The 16,488-nt window shown below is 57.3% G+C and carries 18 protein-coding genes and 1 pseudogene; 4 read left to right on the forward strand and 15 right to left on the reverse strand.

Going from position 1 to position 16,488, the window contains the following annotated elements; genetic code table 11:
• Window positions 1-29: 29 nt before the first annotated feature.
• Window positions 30-1,010, reverse strand: a complete 981-nt coding sequence (locus KI231_RS19525; RefSeq protein WP_212809702.1) for a diaminopimelate epimerase — start codon at window positions 1,008-1,010, stop codon at window positions 30-32.
• 242 nt (window positions 1,011-1,252) lie between these two features.
• Between KI231_RS19525 and KI231_RS19530 the strand changes: the two genes are divergently transcribed.
• Window positions 1,253-2,404: an MFS transporter gene (locus KI231_RS19530; protein WP_212809704.1), complete on the forward strand. Its 1,152-nt coding sequence runs from the start codon at window positions 1,253-1,255 to the stop codon at window positions 2,402-2,404.
• 566 nt (window positions 2,405-2,970) lie between these two features.
• On the opposite strand, the gene KI231_RS19535 is transcribed toward KI231_RS19530, so the two are convergent.
• From KI231_RS19535 to KI231_RS19555, 5 genes are all read right to left on the reverse strand, one after another.
• A complete protein-coding gene (locus tag KI231_RS19535; protein WP_212809706.1) occupies window positions 2,971-3,822 on the reverse strand; it encodes a DNA cytosine methyltransferase in 852 nt (283 codons plus the stop codon).
• The gene (locus tag KI231_RS19540; protein WP_212809708.1) at window positions 3,783-3,983 is read right to left on the reverse strand and encodes a Com family DNA-binding transcriptional regulator; all 201 of its coding nucleotides are present in this window, start codon (window positions 3,981-3,983) and stop codon (window positions 3,783-3,785) included. Before KI231_RS19540 ends, KI231_RS19535 begins: the two co-directional genes overlap by 40 nt.
• Before the next feature lie 103 nt (window positions 3,984-4,086).
• The gene (locus KI231_RS19545; RefSeq protein ID WP_212809710.1) at window positions 4,087-4,941 is read right to left on the reverse strand and encodes a glycine-rich domain-containing protein; all 855 of its coding nucleotides are present in this window, start codon (window positions 4,939-4,941) and stop codon (window positions 4,087-4,089) included.
• Window positions 4,941-5,495: a phage tail protein I gene (locus KI231_RS19550; RefSeq protein WP_212809712.1), complete on the reverse strand. Its 555-nt coding sequence runs from the start codon at window positions 5,493-5,495 to the stop codon at window positions 4,941-4,943. The genes KI231_RS19545 and KI231_RS19550 overlap by 1 nt, the downstream gene beginning before the upstream one ends.
• On the reverse strand, window positions 5,488-6,609 hold the full coding sequence (locus KI231_RS19555; protein ID WP_212809714.1) for a baseplate assembly protein: 1,122 nt from the start codon (window positions 6,607-6,609) through the stop codon (window positions 5,488-5,490). The genes KI231_RS19550 and KI231_RS19555 overlap by 8 nt, the downstream gene beginning before the upstream one ends.
• A 182-nt stretch (window positions 6,610-6,791) precedes the next feature.
• On the opposite strand from KI231_RS19555, the gene KI231_RS19560 reads away from it, so the two are divergent.
• Entirely contained in the window at window positions 6,792-7,310 is a 519-nt protein-coding gene (locus KI231_RS19560; RefSeq protein WP_249412055.1) for a DUF6998 domain-containing protein, read from the forward strand.
• Window positions 7,311-7,355: 45 nt separating this feature from the next.
• Window positions 7,356-8,099, forward strand: a complete 744-nt coding sequence (locus KI231_RS19565) for a hypothetical protein (protein WP_212809716.1) — start codon at window positions 7,356-7,358, stop codon at window positions 8,097-8,099.
• A gap of 80 nt (window positions 8,100-8,179) precedes the next feature.
• Here KI231_RS19565 and KI231_RS19570 read toward each other — a convergent pair whose 3' ends face one another.
• The gene (locus KI231_RS19570) at window positions 8,180-9,118 is read right to left on the reverse strand and encodes a DUF2971 domain-containing protein (protein WP_212809718.1); all 939 of its coding nucleotides are present in this window, start codon (window positions 9,116-9,118) and stop codon (window positions 8,180-8,182) included.
• 272 nt (window positions 9,119-9,390) lie between these two features.
• Between KI231_RS19570 and KI231_RS19575 the strand changes: the two genes are divergently transcribed.
• Complete coding sequence (locus KI231_RS19575) at window positions 9,391-10,581, forward strand: hypothetical protein (protein WP_212809720.1); 1,191 nt, start codon at window positions 9,391-9,393, stop codon at window positions 10,579-10,581.
• Between the two features lie 63 nt (window positions 10,582-10,644).
• On the opposite strand, the gene KI231_RS19580 is transcribed toward KI231_RS19575, so the two are convergent.
• From KI231_RS19580 to KI231_RS19615, 8 genes and pseudogenes are all read right to left on the reverse strand, one after another.
• Window positions 10,645-11,169 (reverse strand): phage major tail tube protein, encoded by a 525-nt coding sequence (locus KI231_RS19580; RefSeq protein WP_212809723.1) that lies wholly within the window; start codon window positions 11,167-11,169, stop codon window positions 10,645-10,647.
• On the reverse strand, window positions 11,170-12,591 hold the full coding sequence (locus tag KI231_RS19585) for a phage tail sheath subtilisin-like domain-containing protein (protein ID WP_212809726.1): 1,422 nt from the start codon (window positions 12,589-12,591) through the stop codon (window positions 11,170-11,172).
• A gap of 52 nt (window positions 12,592-12,643) precedes the next feature.
• Window positions 12,644-13,018 (reverse strand): annotated as a pseudogene (locus KI231_RS19590) (Gp37 family protein); the annotation flags it as partial.
• Window positions 13,015-13,170, reverse strand: coding sequence for a phage protein Gp36 family protein (locus KI231_RS19595; RefSeq protein WP_249412056.1), 156 nt, complete (start codon window positions 13,168-13,170; stop codon window positions 13,015-13,017). The gene KI231_RS19595 and the pseudogene KI231_RS19590, both read right to left, overlap by 4 nt.
• Window positions 13,171-13,172: 2 nt before the next feature.
• Window positions 13,173-14,153: a major capsid protein gene (locus tag KI231_RS19600; RefSeq protein WP_212809729.1), complete on the reverse strand. Its 981-nt coding sequence runs from the start codon at window positions 14,151-14,153 to the stop codon at window positions 13,173-13,175.
• Window positions 14,154-14,165: 12 nt separating this feature from the next.
• Window positions 14,166-14,534, reverse strand: a complete 369-nt coding sequence (locus KI231_RS19605) for a head decoration protein (RefSeq protein ID WP_212809732.1) — start codon at window positions 14,532-14,534, stop codon at window positions 14,166-14,168.
• A 2-nt stretch (window positions 14,535-14,536) separates the two neighbouring features.
• Entirely contained in the window at window positions 14,537-15,220 is a 684-nt protein-coding gene (locus KI231_RS19610) for a peptidase (protein ID WP_212809734.1), read from the reverse strand.
• Window positions 15,221-15,548: 328 nt separating this feature from the next.
• Window positions 15,549-16,223, reverse strand: coding sequence for a hypothetical protein (locus KI231_RS19615; RefSeq protein WP_212809737.1), 675 nt, complete (start codon window positions 16,221-16,223; stop codon window positions 15,549-15,551).
• Window positions 16,224-16,488 lie beyond the last annotated feature (265 nt).

A 16,488-nucleotide genomic window follows, 5' to 3' on the forward strand; every position in this document is an offset into this window, starting at 1 on the left:
CTGGCTTGCCAGCGATGGCGGCCTGGAGTTCAGCTCATGAGCTGAGCCGTACCGAATAATCTGACTCGCACTAATTCTCCCTGCTCTTCCTCAAGCAAAATCGGCGCAGTGCCACCGGGCATTACAACCTGCACCTCTCCTGCATCGACCCAACCGACCCGCCACGCGGCCGAGGCCACTGCGCTGGCGCTGGTGCCGGAGGACGCCGTCGGGCCTTCGCCGCGCTCAAACACACGCGCGACGATACGTTGCTTTGATTCGCGCACGGCCCATTGCAGATTGATGCCCGCCGGGCAGGGTTGTCCGGCGCCGGTCGGCATGGCGTAGGCGATTCGGGTCAGGTCTTCGTTCAGTGGTGATTCACGCATTCTCTCGTTAGTGGGCAACGCGGTCTTGTCGCCGAGCAGTGTCACGCAATGCGGATTGCCGATGCGTACGAACTGGCTGTGGGTCCATGCGGGATCGAGTTGCGCCAAGGGTTGCACATGACTCACCTCCCGACCGTTTAAGTCGACACTTTCGACGTTCTGCGCGCCCACGCAAAACGGCCCGAAACCGGGCTGACCGAGATCCAGCCAAAAACCTTTCATCCCTTCTACCTCGGCAGGTTTCACCGAGGTCTCCACCGGTTGACCCTTGTCATGATGCACGCGCAACAGTGCGCCCTCCTCCGGCAGTAAACCTTGCTCGGTCAGCGCCTGAGAAAAAATCGTCAGGCCGTTGCCACTGCGCTCGGCAAGCGTGCCGTCGGTGTTGACGATCAACACGTCAAAGGGCGGCGAGGTCTGGAAAGGGCCGATCAGCAGGCCGTCACTGCGGTGGGATTTGCTGTTCGCGGGCCGTTGACCTTCGGGCCAGTCACAGCAGAGTGCTACGGCCAAATGGCTCCACGTTTGTCGCAATGACGCGCAAGCGGCGGCACTCGCGGCCAGATCGATACCTGCCCCGCGCAGCGCTTCGGGCGAAACCACGCCATAGATATTGCCCCGTGCGTTGTAGAACTGCGTCATGAACCGGCTCTCGTTTTCGAATATCCAAAGGCGCCACTGTAAAACGCAATCCCTTGTGGGAGCGAGCCTGCTCGCGAAAGCGCGGGGTCAGGCAACATTTTTTCTGACTGAAATACCGCTTTCGCGAGCAGGCTCGCTCCCACAGGTTAGGATGTCGACTGCACAGCCCCGAGACCTGCGATCGAACCTCGACGCACAATCACTGTCCTTCGGGGACGCGATGTTTTTTGCCAAGGATTGATATGACCAGCCTCACTTCCCAAGACACCTTCGTCCCCGGACGCCTGCAACAGATGTCTACGCGCATCGCCTTCTTCATCGCCGGACTCGGCATTGCCGCGTGGGCGCCACTGGTGCCGTACGCCAAGGCCCGGGCCGGGCTCGATGAGGGCACGTTGGGTCTGTTGCTTTTGTGTCTGGGGGTCGGTTCGATTCTGGCGATGCCCATGGCGGGGATTCTTGCGACCCGGTTCGGCTGTCGTCGGGTCGCCACCGGTGGCACCTTGCTGATCTGCGCGGCGTTGCCATTGCTGGCGACGGTGTCGTCGATCCCGGCGCTGATCGCCACGCTGTTCATGTTCGGCGCCGGGCTCGGCACGGTGGATTCGACGGTGAACCTGCAAGCGGTGATCGTCGAGCGCGCCAGCGGCAAGAACATGATGTCGGGCTTTCACGGCTTGTTCAGTCTGGGCGGGATTGTCGGCGCGGCGGGCGTGAGTGCCCTGCTCGGCCTCGGCCTGTCACCGCTGGGTGCGATGCTGGTGGTGGTGGCCGTGCTGATTGCCGCGTTGTTCAAATGCGTGCCGCACATGTTGCCCTACGGCAGTGAAAGCTCGGGCCCGGCGTTCGCGGTGCCTCACGGCATCGTGCTGTTTATCGGTGGGATGTGCTTCATCGTGTTCCTCACCGAAGGCGCGGCGCTGGACTGGAGTGCGGTGTTTCTGGCGCAGGAACGTGGGATCGACACGGCGTATGCGGGGTTGGGTTACGCGGCATTTGCCCTGACCATGACGGCTGGGCGCTTGATGGGTGACCGGATTGTGCGGATTGTCGGTGCGACGCGGATCATTTTGTTTGGCGGTCTGTTGGCCGCGGCCGGGCTGTTTCTGGCGACGTTCGCGCCGAGCTGGGAAGCCGCGCTGGTCGGTTATGCGCTGGTCGGTGCGGGATGCTCGAATATCGTGCCGGTGCTGTATACGGCAGTGGGCAAGCAGACGGTGATGCCGGAGAGTATTGCGGTGCCGGCGATTACGACGTTGGGTTATGCGGGGATTCTGGCGGGGCCGGCGGTGATTGGGTTTGTTGCGCATGCGAGCAGTTTGAGTTTTGCTTTTGGGCTGATGGCGGTGTTGCTGGTGGCGGTGGCTATTGGTGGGAAGGTGTTGAGGGTCTGAATCGTTGGGGGGTTTGGGGTTTGGGGTTTGGGGTTGTGAGCATATCCGGTGCTGCGGGTGTTGCTGATTAGGGTTCCGCCCTTACGGCGGGTCACTTTTGGCAAACGCCCCAAAAGTAACCAAAAGGGCTGCTCCCTGACGTACGGCACTTCGCCTAGGCTCAGTGTTCCCTCGCTACGGCGTCCATCCGGGGGCATCGCCTCCGGTTTGCTTCGCTGCACCTCCTCTCGATGTGTTTGGCTTCGCCAAACGGCGCTGCGCGCCGACCCCGGATGAACACCTCCGCTCGGCCTGCCGATGGGGCTGAAGATCAAGAGCAGGATCAACAGCCAGATCAAGAGCCAAATCAAGAGCCAAATCAAGAGCCAAATCAAGAACCCCTCACCCTAGCCCTCTCCCGGAGGGAGAGGGGACTGACCGAGGTGTTTGGGAGAGCTACGCCGACATGATGATGCCGCGCGCGTAAAGCTTGGGCCTTAGCGCGCGGTATTTGTAGGTGGATTCTTTTGCACTGGGTGCAATGGAATTGCAGGATGGTAGCGGGAACTGGGTTCCCGCTGGTGGGGTTAGTTGGCTTTTATTAGTTTTTCGGCGATCCATTGGGCGATTTGCGGGACGACGGCGTTTCCGGCAGCGAAAGCTTCTGCAAGGTTGGACGCATCCAGTCCGAGGCAAAGCCCATCATGTTCAGACGCTCGCTGCCGCTCAGCCATCTGATGCCATCCGTTCGGGTGAGCGACGAAAGTGGTACAGCCCATAGCGATTTGGGAGCCGGCTTTGTTTGCCAATAAAGTATTGGCAGCCCATGCATCCGCGGGGCGTGGCCATTGCTGCGACTGAGACGCTGGAGGTATTGCTTCCACTGGCGCGGCGTCAGCCAGCAGCTCGATGGGGGGCATTCGTTGATGACCTGCGACCAGGAATATTCGACGACGTTGTTGGGGGACTCCGAAATATTGAGCATTAAGCACTCGCCAGCATCCCACATACCCGCTGTCCGCAAGGGCCCGGATGACTGTTTCAAAGTCTTGGCTATCGTTGATAGCGAGCAGGTTAACGACGTTCTCAAGCACCACCCAGCGAGGTTGTGTCTCTTGGAGGATGCGTATGACTTGCCAAAACAGGCCGCTGCGTTCGCCGCGTAGGCCCCGGGTGTTTTGGTTGCCGGGGCGGCTGCCGGCGATGCTGATGTCTTGGCAGGGAAACCCTGCGGTGATGACGTCGACGGGGCTGAGGTTGTGGGCGCCGCAGTGGCGTACGTCTTCGTGCTGGGTGGCGTGTGGAAATCGGTCGGTAAGGACAGCCCGGTTGGTGGGGTTGAGTTCCACTTGCCAGGCGGTGCGGTAGCCTGCGTTTTCGAATCCTGCATCAAATCCTCCTATGCCTGCGAACAGGCTTCCGATGGTGGGCTGGGGCATGTCTGCGCTCGTGTGGGCAGATGCTCAGGGCATTCGGATAGGAGGCTCGGGGCCTTCAGGTGGTTGAGTGTCCGGCAGCGCGGGCACTTGATTTGTAGGTCGGTGAAGCCTCGCGCGGTGGCGAGTTTGCGGTGGCACTGGCCACAGCGAATGTCTTGCATGTTTATGTCCCTTTGGCTGTGGGCCAGCCGTTGTAGGGTGTGTCGGAAGCCCCTGATCGGTGCATAAGAAACAGTTCCGCGGCTGTTCGCCCGCGCGTAACTTTCACCATTGAATGGTTACCCGTCCGTCAGCGCCATCCGGTGCTGCGCTGGAGGTGCGGCCGCCACCTCCGTGTCCTGGCGTAATGGGTTTGCGGGTATCGTCCGAAGAGGCTCCTGACTCGCCGCCCCCGCCGGCACCTCCTAGAAAACCGGTGTTTGAAGCGTTGCCGACAGGGTGACCCGCGACGCCGATGCAATCGTTTTCATTTCCCCCGTAGCCGGTGCCCCCATGTGGCGCTTGACCATCGAGCATTCCGCCCCTTCCAGCGGTCGCGTAGACAAACGTTCCGAAAAGAGTCGTGCCGCCGTCTCCTCCTTTGGTGTCGATATCGGACGCCCCCTTACCGCCCGCGCCTACAGTGATGGTTACCGAGGCAATGCCGCGTAAGTCGACGAGCTTTCTAGCGACGCCAGCGCCCGACCCACCTGAGGGTCCGGGTAATGTTTTGGACCGAGCGCCACCGCCGCCACCGCCAATGACGACGACCCATGCTTGAGTGACGCCCGAAGGCACGTCCCAGACGTGGGTGCCGGGGGTAAAAAAAACGGCGCGCCCACGGAACGGGTAAAGACTGGCGAGCGTTTTGGGCGTCACAGTTGTATTGGTCTCTGTTCCGGCTTTGACGGCGTTTTGTGAGGCGATGCGCGCAATGCCGGCGGCTCGCTCGGTGGCCTGGATCACTTTGTCGGTGATGGTTTTCAGTGATTCGATTTTTTCTTTGAGCCACAGCGTGCGGTTGGTCAGTTGTTTTATTGGGAGGTTGGTGACGCCGTCCGGGCCGCCGACGACGGGGTCGGAGGTTTCGATCTGGTAGACGCCGGGCGTCCATTGATTGGCTTCGGGTAGGTCGGCCATTAGCTGCTTCCGTGGTTGTATTGGCCGTCGTAACGGGCGACTGCGTTGTAGCGGATCGCTACGGACTGATAGTCGAGCGAGACCAGGCGACAACGTGCCGGTGCGACGGATAGGAGGACGCGGCGCAGGAGCACCGCTTGGTCGTTGGTGACCGGGCGTTTGAGGATGACGCGGTACAGCGGCCAGATCGGCTTTTTGCTCTGTTCAATATCGGGCTGTGTTGCAGGCCCCTCTTGAAGACTGACCTCACCAAAACCCAGTAGGCGGATGACTTCTCGAATCGCCCAAGGAGTGCCCTTGAATCGGTGCAGTTCGATGGCGTTTTTGATGAGGTTGCGTTTGGCGTGTTCGGACTCGGCGAGTTGCCAGGCGGCTTCGTCGAGCAATGAGAATTGGTCGGCCAAGTGTGGCAGTAATTTGGGCTGCACCAAGTCGATCAGGTAGACCAGCATGGTATTGATGTCGAGCTTGGCCAATGATTGGTCGAGCAGTTCGCTCAGCAGTGTGAAACGTTCATCGCCGGCCAATGCGGGGGGCAGCAATGAGTCAGCCATGGGCCACCCCGGCATCGGTCAATTCGATTGAGGTGCAGTGGGCCCATTCGTTGCCGCTTAACTCGCGAATTTTCTGCGGCACTGTCAGGTCTGCACGGTAAACGCCGGGGACTTGCAGCGCGGCGGTCAGTTGCTCTGGGACCAGATCGTGACCGAGTGTGGCGCTGCATTCTTGCGCGTAAGCGTCGGCAGCCGCTTGGGCCGCAGCCATTGTTGCGCCGCGGTCGACGGCTGCGTAGAACGTCAGGTTTGCTTTGATTTGGAAGCTGACTTCGACAGGGGCCAGTGCATTGACGGTGTCGCACAGAGGACGCAGCTTTTCGCCGCTGATCTGGCGCGTGATGTCTTGAAGCAGTGAGTCTGTTGGCAGACCGTCGAGGGTCAGCGCATACAGCGCGACATGACCGTCCGGTTGACCTTCGTCTGGGCCGTGAACGGCGACGTCGATGATGGATTGATGTACAGCCAGTGTGTGGTAGCGGTACGCCGCGCGGCTGCCAGCATTGCTGAAGGCTTCCGGGGCCAAGATGATTCGTTCGCGGTAGTGCTCGTCATTTTCGTGTGCGGCACCGTCAGCGGTTGTTGTGGTGTTGCTGACCGTCAACGCGGCGACTGGCGAGTTGCCCAGCACGTTGATCTGGCCGATGGTCCAGCCATTGCCTTGCTCGCCGACGGTCAGGCATGTTGCCGTGACGGTCACGTGTGTTTGGTCAGAGGGGATGGTCACATCGCGATCGGTGATGAAGGTCAGTTTGGCATCTTGGGTACTGACCCGTGTGCCGGTCGGAATCAACACCGGCTGGGGTGGTTTTGCCGGCAGGTTGAAGCGCAATGTGCACCGGGCGGCTTTTGCCAGCAGGCGCGGTGTGGCGACCAACTCGCCGAGGTAGTCGAGGATGGGACCGCGGGCGAAGCGCACCAGGAGTTGTTCGCCGGCGTGCTGGATGCTCATCTGCAACCGGGAGACGGCGTAGGCGATCTGGTCGATGTACAGGCGTTCGATCTGGGCCGGGTATAGGGTTTTGCCGGATTTTTGTTCGTATCGGGCGATGAGTTCTGCTTCTAGTACGGCGGGGTCGATTTTGATGAATTCGGGTTTAGGGAGTTCGCGCATAGGGGACCTCGGTGCGCTGGGGTACCTACAGCGTGTTCGGGGACACGTTGACGGTCTACTTGCCCAACGGTGACGCGCGATCGACTGAGTTAAGTGGGTTGCCTGTTGAGTCGGCTGCGTTGGTGCATCTGAAGGGTTACGCGCGTCTCGCCAGTTTGAATAAAAAATAAGGAGAGTTAGGTATGTCGGCGAGGAATATCGAGTGCGATCGTGCTACTGAGATTCGACCTCATCTCGCAGGTGTAGATGCCGAAATTCTTGACGTCTTGCGTGAAGCCAAAATCCTCGCCCGACGCTTTTATTTGCTTACCGGAAAACCATTAGGGATCACTGGTGAGGTGGCTGAATACGAAGCCGCCACGAAGCTGGGATTGACTTTGCATTGCGCTAGACATGCGGGGCACGACGCTACCATATTGCGGAATGGGCACGAAGTGCAGATTCAGATCAAAGGGCGATGCGTCTCTAATCAAACCAAACTGAATGGTCGCTTGGGAAGTATTGACTTGGATAAATCCTTTGATGTCGTGCTGCTAGTTTTGCTCGATTCGGAGTTCGATGCTTTCGCTATGTATGAAGCCAGTCGTGAGGCAGTAGTTTTGGCACTGATGAAACCCGGCTCGAAAGCTCGTAATGAACGTGGTGCGTTGGGGGTGAAAAAATTTATAGCTATAAGCGAGTGTTGTTGGAAACGATCTTAATTTGATAAAAGTTCGCACCAAGTACCTTGATTAAACTGGAAAATTATGCAGTTTTCATTTCGGAAAATTTGGCGTTTATTGCGCACAAGTAAAGCAACATCCTATGCTCTGCTAATGCTGGGGCCAATGTTTATTCGCCCACTGGCCTTTATTAAGGAGCCAAAACAACCTCAGCCTGCTTATGCGAAACTTCCTGGTTTGTTGCATACTCCTTTATTGGTGGCAGGTGTAATGGCTCCTGCGTTTCAGTCTATCTATCAATGGTTATTTTGGCGGGAAGCGAGTAAGGAAAATTCCGCACAGTCATGTGCAGATCTGATGTATCGACTTCACGAAACCGAGGGGAGATATTTTTGGGGTGGCTTCATTGTTACTGTTTCATTTTTGTACGCGATAGCGTTCCTCCGCTGGGCATATCACAAAGGAGCTATCTCTTTAATCCGAAGATGGCTACCGGAACTTTCTAATCCGCCATTTAAGTATTTCTTAGTGACAACAGCTGCTTTTGGATTTTGGCTGAGTCTGTGCCTTACAGGTATTGTGTATGGATTATGGCACTGGAAGTTGAATGAGGACTTGGTAATTATCATTAACGATTACGCATCGCGCCACTTGCCAGGAGCTACTGTCGTGTTGCTTTTTTTGGGTGGCTGCTTTAGGTTCTCGGGAAGAAATAGTGAGTTAGGGATGAAGGCGTTATATGGCGGACGAGGTAAGTTGAGCACTTTGGTGAGCATGGTGGCCGTTGGTAGCATGGCAGCACTATCTATAGTTATAATTAAAGCATAATTCATCATCCTAACTTGCGTTGTTCATGACTTTCGCTGTTGAGTGCCCCCCTAAGACTTTTAGTTAAGGGGGGGCAGATTTCAACAGTCCCTGACTTCTATTGCGGTCGTGCCGGGTAAAAAAATAGCTTCTCGAAACTTCACTTCTTTGCCTAGCGAAACTGAGACAATATCACGGTATCTATCTCTGGTTTCGGCTGGGCACTTTGCTCCGAAAATCACTTCACATATCGGCGCCGGAAGATCGTAAGAGCCTGCTGCCTTCCTTATATATCGCCACTCTTTTTCATAAGCCCAGTCGTTAGTTTTTGAGAAGAACGCCCGCTGAACCTGTTCATCATTAAATGAAATAAATGATTTTGGTTTGTCATTAGCATAAAACGTAGTAGATGCGCTAAACCCCCTTTCAAATGAGAACTCACTTAGCTCATCTGAATAGACTACGTTTCGGCATTTTTCAACATCAGCCAGATCTGACCCATCTACCACGTCGAAACCAATCGCGATTCCGCGGTGACTATCTCCGTAGTGTGACCACATCAATGTGTTGGCTGGATCTTCAGTTAAACTAAATATGCCAACTTCATTAAGGAGTTTGGACAGGGAGTTGAAGTATCCATCAGGTGAGCTAAATCCGGCTACCCCTACTTCCTGATGAAAGTCGCATATTATTTGATATTTTTTATCAAAGGTTTTAGCTGATTTTATTCTGTTGAGTAAATATTTAAGCTCCTTCCCACTGCGGCCATATAAAGAGGATCCGCTTTTTTTCCTCATAAAGGCATGCATAATGAATCCCGAAGCTTGCGCACTTTTTACTTCTCGCGCATGCTCTCTTAGTTTTTGAGGTGTTATAGGCTTGATTTGACATTCAAGCGGATCATTCAATGTTTCTGGCTTTGCTAGCCAGATTGATTTCTTTGTTATTATGTCTTCGGTTCTATCGCTGGCAGCTCTGTATTTATAAAGTGTCTTATGACTTTTTTCTTCAGGCTTTGCTTGGGTTGCATCCGATTGCATTGGTAGTGATCCGATGAGCAGTTATAGTTTTTATTTAAATTGGCAGCCTGTTATAGGGTGCGGAGTTTAAATAAATGGGGGGTGTAGAAAGCACAAACACAGCGACCTTACTCATACCATATAGCAGCGATCACTGTCATCAAAATTGCAGTCGTTTTTTTGCCAAGAGCATAACGACGCTTTCGTGCCTATCAAAAACCTGCTAGAAACTTGATTTCTATCACCAATACAGATTTCATCTGAACTTCAACTCGACAGTCAGGACGTCAGGTATGAAGCAATACGATTGGTCGGCATGGACTGACCGAATAAAGAGCTTCACAGGCAAATGGGCTCTTGAACGCTGGTTTTTGATGTACCTGCACGAGCAAGACAACATCGATGCACTGGCGCTGGAGATAAAGGCACGGCTGGCTGCCGAAGGTCGTTTTGCTGAGGTACGGGTACAGTCCATTTGGGTCGATGGAACACCGCAGGCAGAATTCAGCCCTAAAGGTCATCTACCGGGTGGCAAAAAACCACAGTGTGAGTTGGCCGACCTGCTCCTTTGCGTGCGCTGGGAATCGCCTAGTGGTTTGCTGCAGCGTGAGCAGGCGATGCTAATTCAGGCCAAAATCGCGATTAAGTACAACGAGTTGCCTGGCGGAAAATCGACACGGAAAGAACGCCTGCTGTTTGAAACCTGCAACCGGCATAAAAACATTACGTTGTTCCCCGGCGTTAACCGAGGAAATCCGATTGGTACTTATCAGCTCGGCAGCAGTACCACCGGCCAAAGTTATGGGCTACGTGATTGTGCGAGTTTTTTGTTAATGGCGAAAGGAACTTGGCCCGTCGCAACTGCCCCCGTGGGTCCACTGCAGGTTGGCTGGCCTGTGGGTAAGACAAAAGTTGAGCTTACTCCTCCCGACTCTTACTTGGATGCTGTTATCAGCATGGTATCTGGATCTGCACCTACGATGGGGCGCGAGGTGAAAACGGGGGCCTCTGCCGTAAATTGTGTTTGGACCAAAATGGTGAACGATCTGCGGGGGAAATACTGGAAGGTGAATATGAGTGGCTACAATGAACAGGCCCGTGTGACTTCGGCAAGTACTGCTTCCGCTTCTTATATTGTGTACTCGCTGCTCGATAAGTTTGAATATTTCAGCGATTTTGTTTCGCGCCTGCAGGAATATTTTCTTTGCGAACCAGTTTTTTTGCGTTGGTTCGATGAAAGCGATTGGTGGCTCGCGCGCAGGCTTAAGCTCCGGATTGATCCAAACGACTCAAAGGGACCGGACTTTATCTGGGAGTTTATGGCGCGTTTTGACTTGGCAGACTTGGATGACTTCGATCTCTGGAGACGCGATCCAGTCGATCCACCTCCTCAAGACTGGGACTTTAAAGATGACAATGGCCCGTACATTTCTACTCAATTGATTACCATTCGAGGCGGTGATGAATACCGCCGTCGAGACTAAACAGTGATGCCATATCACCCGTTGGGAAAGCCGCTTAATCGAGCGGCTTTCACTGGATGATAATCAGGAAATCCCTAGATTCCTGTTGTACCTCCCCAACTGATCCTCACCCCCCACCCGAAAAATATTCGCCAAATAATCCAGCAAAACCACCTCTTCACCATTGATCATCTGCCGCACATACGTCGCCGAAAACGGCGTCTCGTACTTCGTCGGATCCCGCGGTTTATGCGTGCCCAACTGGTACTCCTTCCCGGTGATGGTCATGGTCGTCACCAATGGCACCTCGTTCACCAGACCGCCGTTGTTGAACACCTGCACGTTTGACCGGCACTGCAACTGCACAGTTTTGAACGGCGTCACCAGCTTTCTGGCGGCTTCGACATACAGGCTGTTCCAGGTGATTTTCCCTTCCAGCTTATCGATGCCATCCGGCAGTTCGATCAGCCCGACCATGCCCAGCCCTTGAAAGTCGCTCATGACGGTTTTGATGGTGCCCAAGTCGATCTCTTCACACTTGCCAAAGTAGCTGGCGCCATCGAGGTAGAGGTTGGCGTTGGAGATGCGGTGTGCGCTGAAGCCTGCCATTTATACGGTCCCCAGGTTGACGAGGTAGTCGCCGGTGATTTCGGTTTCGAAGGTGCCGCGTTCGAACGGTAGCGGCACGGTGAGTTTGTAGTTGAACAGTGCGTGGCCCTGTTCGAGTTCGGTGCTGGGGTTGCGCGCCGGGTCGTACCAGCATTCGCCGCCGACCAGGGCGCCGTCGCCAATGAGTTTGCGCAGGAACAGGTTGACGCTTTCGGTGAGGCTGGTGATGAGCGCGGTGGTGATGGGCTGGTCGACGAATTGCAGGGCGCTGTAGCGGATGGATTCGTCGACGACGTCTTTGGTGCGGCGCACGTTTTCGAAGTTGCGCATGTGGGTGACGCCGGGCCATGCGGCGGTGCGATTGCCCCACAGGCGCAGGCCAGTGCCGTAGGCGTTGAAGACGGTGGTGATGCCGTTTTCGTTGAGCAGGTTGACTTCGCTGTGGGGGTCGTCGATGCGTGCGGTTAATGGGCGTTCGAGGCCGATGACGCCGAGCAGTGGCTGGTTGGAGCTGCTCCACCAGTAGCCGTGGTCGTTGTCGATTTTGGCGCGCAGGCCGGCGGCGCGGATGGACAGCGGTTGCAGGCGTTCGCCGTTGCTGGCGGCGTCGTAGACGCGCACGTGGGGGTAGCACAGGCGCACGCGATCGCTGCTGGTGTTGAAGTTGATGTCGCCGGCCGCACCGCGCCCGGCGAGTACTTGTTGGACGGTGGCGCCGATGGGCGCATCGATGTAGGCGACGCCGCCGACTTGGCTGGCGGCGACGGTGAGTTCTGCCGTGACGGGTTTGAGGGTGCTGAAGCCTGGGGCGATGAAGAGTTTGGGGAAGAAGCCCAGGCGGTTGTAGCTGTCTTGGAAGGCTTTGAGGCCGGTGCGTCGGCCGGCTTGGTTGATGCCGCCGATGATGTCGGCGGCGCTGACTTTGGCGGGGTCGGTGTAGGTGTAGTTGACCTTGATGGGGGCGTTGGCGGGGATGGTGCCGGTGGCCAGTCGGGTGATGAGGCCGGTGGACATTGAGACGGTGTAGTCGGTGCCCTGCAGGTAGGCGTCGGTGCCTTCGGCGGGCATGAGTTGCAGTTGTTGCAGCGCGGTGTGTTCGAGTTGCAGTTGGTTGTTGTCGGCGAACTGTTTGCGGCCGGTGACGGTGCTGTGGTGGATGGCCGGGTCGAGGACGTTGACGACGAGTACGGTGCCGGCGCCGAAGTCATAAATGCCTTGCAGGGCTTCGGGGATGCTGTGGCCCAGGGTGTGTGGGCCGAACTGGATGGCGTGGGTGTCGTTGAGGCACAGGGTCAGTTCGTTGATGGGGCCGGTGGGCGCGGTGCCGATCAGGGCGATGACGGCGGATTTGACGACGCGGATAGGACGCGGGCCGCGCTCGATTTCGGTGGTTTCGATGCCGTGCAGGTAGTTGGCGGGCATGGGTTATTCGTCCTTGGCGGGTGGCGTAGTCCTGGGCGTATTGCCAGACGCCGTTGCTGTGGCCAATGAAGTGTTCGGAGAGCGGACGGCAGGCTTGGTCGGTGTGTGGCGGCACCCACCCGGTGAGGCTGGCGCGCAGTTGGTCGAGGTGGCTGATGACGCCGTCGGTGCCGTTGAGTTGGCGAAAGATGAGGGTCAGGCGCAGGACGATCTGGCGGGCCTGGACGGTGGCGTCGAGGCTTTCGGTGTGGCCGAAGGTGGATTTGCCGTAGGCCAGCAGGACGGCGCCGCGGGGGTGGTTGAGGCGGTATTGCTGGGGGTTTTCGGGGAAGCGTTCGACGATGAGTTGGTGGCCGAAGTCGGTTTGTAGTCGGCCGAGCATGGCGTCCATGAGTTGTTCGGTCTGGGTGTTGGGCGTTGGGGTCATGGGTAGCCGTCGACGAGTTCTTCGGCCTGGCGGACGCTGTTGGTGATGACGTTTTCGTCGGGCTGCCGGGCGGCCGGATCATCGTTGGAGAGCTGGGTGAGCGTGATCAGCGGGATGGCGTTGCCGAGGTCGGCGCGGGTGCAGTAGCGCATGGTCAGCCGGCCTTGAGTTCAACGAGGGCTTCGGGGAATAAGCACAGGGCCAAGGGGTTGGCTTGGGCTTCGAGGTCCCAGCCTTTGCCCATCTTGCGCGGCTCGGCTTTGCTGTAGTACGGCTGGCCGAGGGTATTGACGGTTTCGTTGTAGTTGGCCGGGGCGTTGAACAGCCGGAAGACGCCACGGGCGACGGGAAAGACTTGGGCGACGTCGGCGGGGATGAAGCGTTGGCCGCTGACGGTGACGTCGTATTCGATGAATTGGATGCCGCCGAAGGTGAAGCCGTTGCGAAGGTCGCCACCGATGCGGTCTTGGGCTTCTTGGTAGTGGGCGAAGGCTTCTTTGACTTTGGCGTGGTCGGTGAAGGCGTCGAACCAGTCGGGCCCGCAGAAGGATCGGAAGCCGGTGACCATGACGCCGCCGAGTTTGGATTCGGCGTGGCGCTTGGCGTCGAGGCAGGCTTTGCGCACGTTGGTGCCGGGGCTGCCGAGGGCGACGGTGACGCTTTTTTGTTGGACGTCGAATTCGTCGAAGAGGTCGAAGAGCAGCGAGCCGTCGGCGTCGAGCAGTTGGCCGCGCAGTGCGCCGACGCGCTGGAATTCGCGGGTGGTTTCGATGCTGTTTTTGAGGTCTTGCAGGTGGTCGTTGATGACGGTGGCGATGGGCGCGGTGGCGCTCTCTTGGCCGAAGGCGGCGATGCCTTGTAACTGGCTGGGCAGGATGGGCCGGCTGATGGGCAGGTGCAGGGTTTCGAAGGTGCGGCGTTTGCGTTTGTTGCCTTTGACGGGGGCCGGGTCGTCGTTGCGTGAGGTGTTGGGCACGAGGACGAGGCGGCCTTCGCGCTCGTCGATGATGACGCTGGTGCTGGTGACGCCTTTTTCGTCGAACAGGCCCATGGCGCCGACTTTGCCGGGGATGGCCGGGAGTTTGTTGACGGCGGCGGTGAGGTTGGCGACGGTGAAGAGGTCTTGCAGGTTCATGGGGTGGCTCCGTTAGAGGGTGGCGCGGGCGACGATGCCTTGGGCGTTGAGGTCGTCGAGGGCGGCGGCTTTTTGTGGCTCGGTGATGCCGGGCGGCCAGACGAGTTCGGGCTGCGCGAGGACGGCGCCGCGGGCGATGACGACGGCGGGTGTGTCGCCGGCGCTGGCGTCGATGTGTTCGGCGAGGACGGCGACGGTTTTTTTGGCGGGGCCGGTGCCGGCTGGGTCGAGGGCCTGGTATTTGCCGGCGACGTTGGCGAGGACTTGGCCGAGGGCGTAGTCGCTGCCGCCCAGCAGCGTGATGCGGTCTTTGGTCCAGCCGGGGCTTACTTGTACGAGTAGCAGGTCGCCGAGGTCTTTGGGTTGGTTGAAGGTGGCCATGGTTAGCCCTGCCTTTTCGTGCGCGCTTCTGCGTCGGCGAGTAAGGGATTGGTGGTTGGGCTGGGGCTGTTGTTGGCGCGGTGTTGGGTGGCGACTTCGGTGAAGCTGATGGCGCCAGTGAGGTCTTTGAAGAGGGTTTTGAGGCCTTCGGCTAACGGTTGGCGCTGCTCGCCTTCACCGAACTGCAACGGTGTTGCACCGGACTGGGCGGCGTTGAGGGCGGCGATGACGACGGGTGCGTGCAGGGGCTTCATGCCGGCGGCGACGAGTTGTTCGGCGTAGGCGACGTTGGTGGTGTTGATGGCTTGTTGGGCGGCGGCGCGGGCGGTTTGGTCGCGTTGGGCGAGTTCGGTTTTGAGGCGCTGGTTTTCGGCCTGGAGGGTGTCGGTGTCGGGCACCTTGGCTGTGGGCGTTTGGGGGCTGGGTTGTGCTGGCGGCGCTGCGGGGGCGCTTTCGCTGAAGTGGATGACGCCGGGTTCGGCTTCGGCCAGTTCTATGGGGCGCAGGCCTTTGACGGCCGGCGGCTGGGCGCCGAGGAAGCCGACGTGGCGCAGGTAGTAGACGCCGGGCACGGGGTTGTTGGGCGCGGTTGGGTGGTAGAAGGAGGCGGAGATTTTTTTGTAGCGGCCGGCGGCGAGTTGTTCGGCAAAGCTGGGGTCGATTTGTTGGGGGGTGCCAAAACCCAAAGTAGATCATGAAGAATGGGACTGGTAAGCGGTGCGTACATGAAATTCAGCGCTGAATTGGGATGTGCGGTTTTATAAAGACTTTAGGAATGGCTTTCGTCGGCGAACCCACGTACCCGAAGCCTTTAAGGCATAGATGGCTTTAAAACGCTTGAGAGGCGTGTTGGTCAATGATGTGTATGCGCAATTCGAGTACCGATACTCCGTGCATGATGAATATCAAAGTCTTAGTCTTCCCAAGCCGGCTGTCGACCGCTTGGTGTCGCGGAATAAGAAGTGGTCGAGCCTTCTGTGGCTCGACCACTTTTTCATGCCTAGCGACCACCGTTTAATTTTTTGTTGCCTGAGCGACGGCCTCCATAAGATCCGCGATTGCCAAATCGAGCTTACGCGCCAGTTGTGCACGGACTTCATCCGATTCGCCGCTGGCCTTCTCAAGCTCGCCTTTGGCTTCGTTAATCGCAGCCTTAAGCTGCGTCAATTTGGGGTTGTTCAGCTCACCTTTAAGTACCCGACGCATAAGCCAACGTTGCATCTGAAATGCAGCGTGATCCTGCGCGGCCCCTTGGCTGGCAGCTTCCCATTTTTCGATTGCACGAATTACGTGCGGATTCGATTTCACTTGGAAACGCTGGCGATGGACCTCTGGAGCTCCAGATTGCCGGTTAATGCCATACGACGCGATTAGCGCGGTCGCACCGTCATCGCTTATTGCATAACCCGCGTAGTTTCCGCTCGAGACCACGTCAAGAGGCGTCTGTTGCTCGCTCAAGACAACCACCACTTGCTCGTTTTCATGGTCGAGCTCCGCGAGCAACTCATGTACGAACAGCCGCCACCGGGAGTCCGACATGACTTGAGCTCCGCTTTCTACGGACGAGATCGTGCGGGTGCTTACTCCTACGTGTTTCGCAGTTTCACCAACACTCCAGCCGACCGTGGTCCGCCATTTCAGTACCAATTTGCCCCGATCCTCCGGAGCGACACCTTCAAATTCAGACATAAATCACCTCTATATTCAGCTTCAGGCTTGAAGCTGCTGCGACTATGAAACGCTAAACTTCCGACATCGGAAGTTTGATTATTGGTCGGAAGTAGGCATCTGTCAAACATTTTTTGGTGGGAGGTACTGCTTGATCGAGCGGTCGTCGCGCGCAAAGAGATATGACCTGACATTTGTTTGCGTCGCCCCCAACCAGACTCAGGCATACGGGTACTGATCTCGATTGCCCCAGCGTGAGACTATTAGAGTTTTACGCAATGATTCC

Source organism: Pseudomonas sp. Seg1 (assembly GCF_018326005.1).
Taxonomy (GTDB): Bacteria; Pseudomonadota; Gammaproteobacteria; order Pseudomonadales; family Pseudomonadaceae; genus Aquipseudomonas.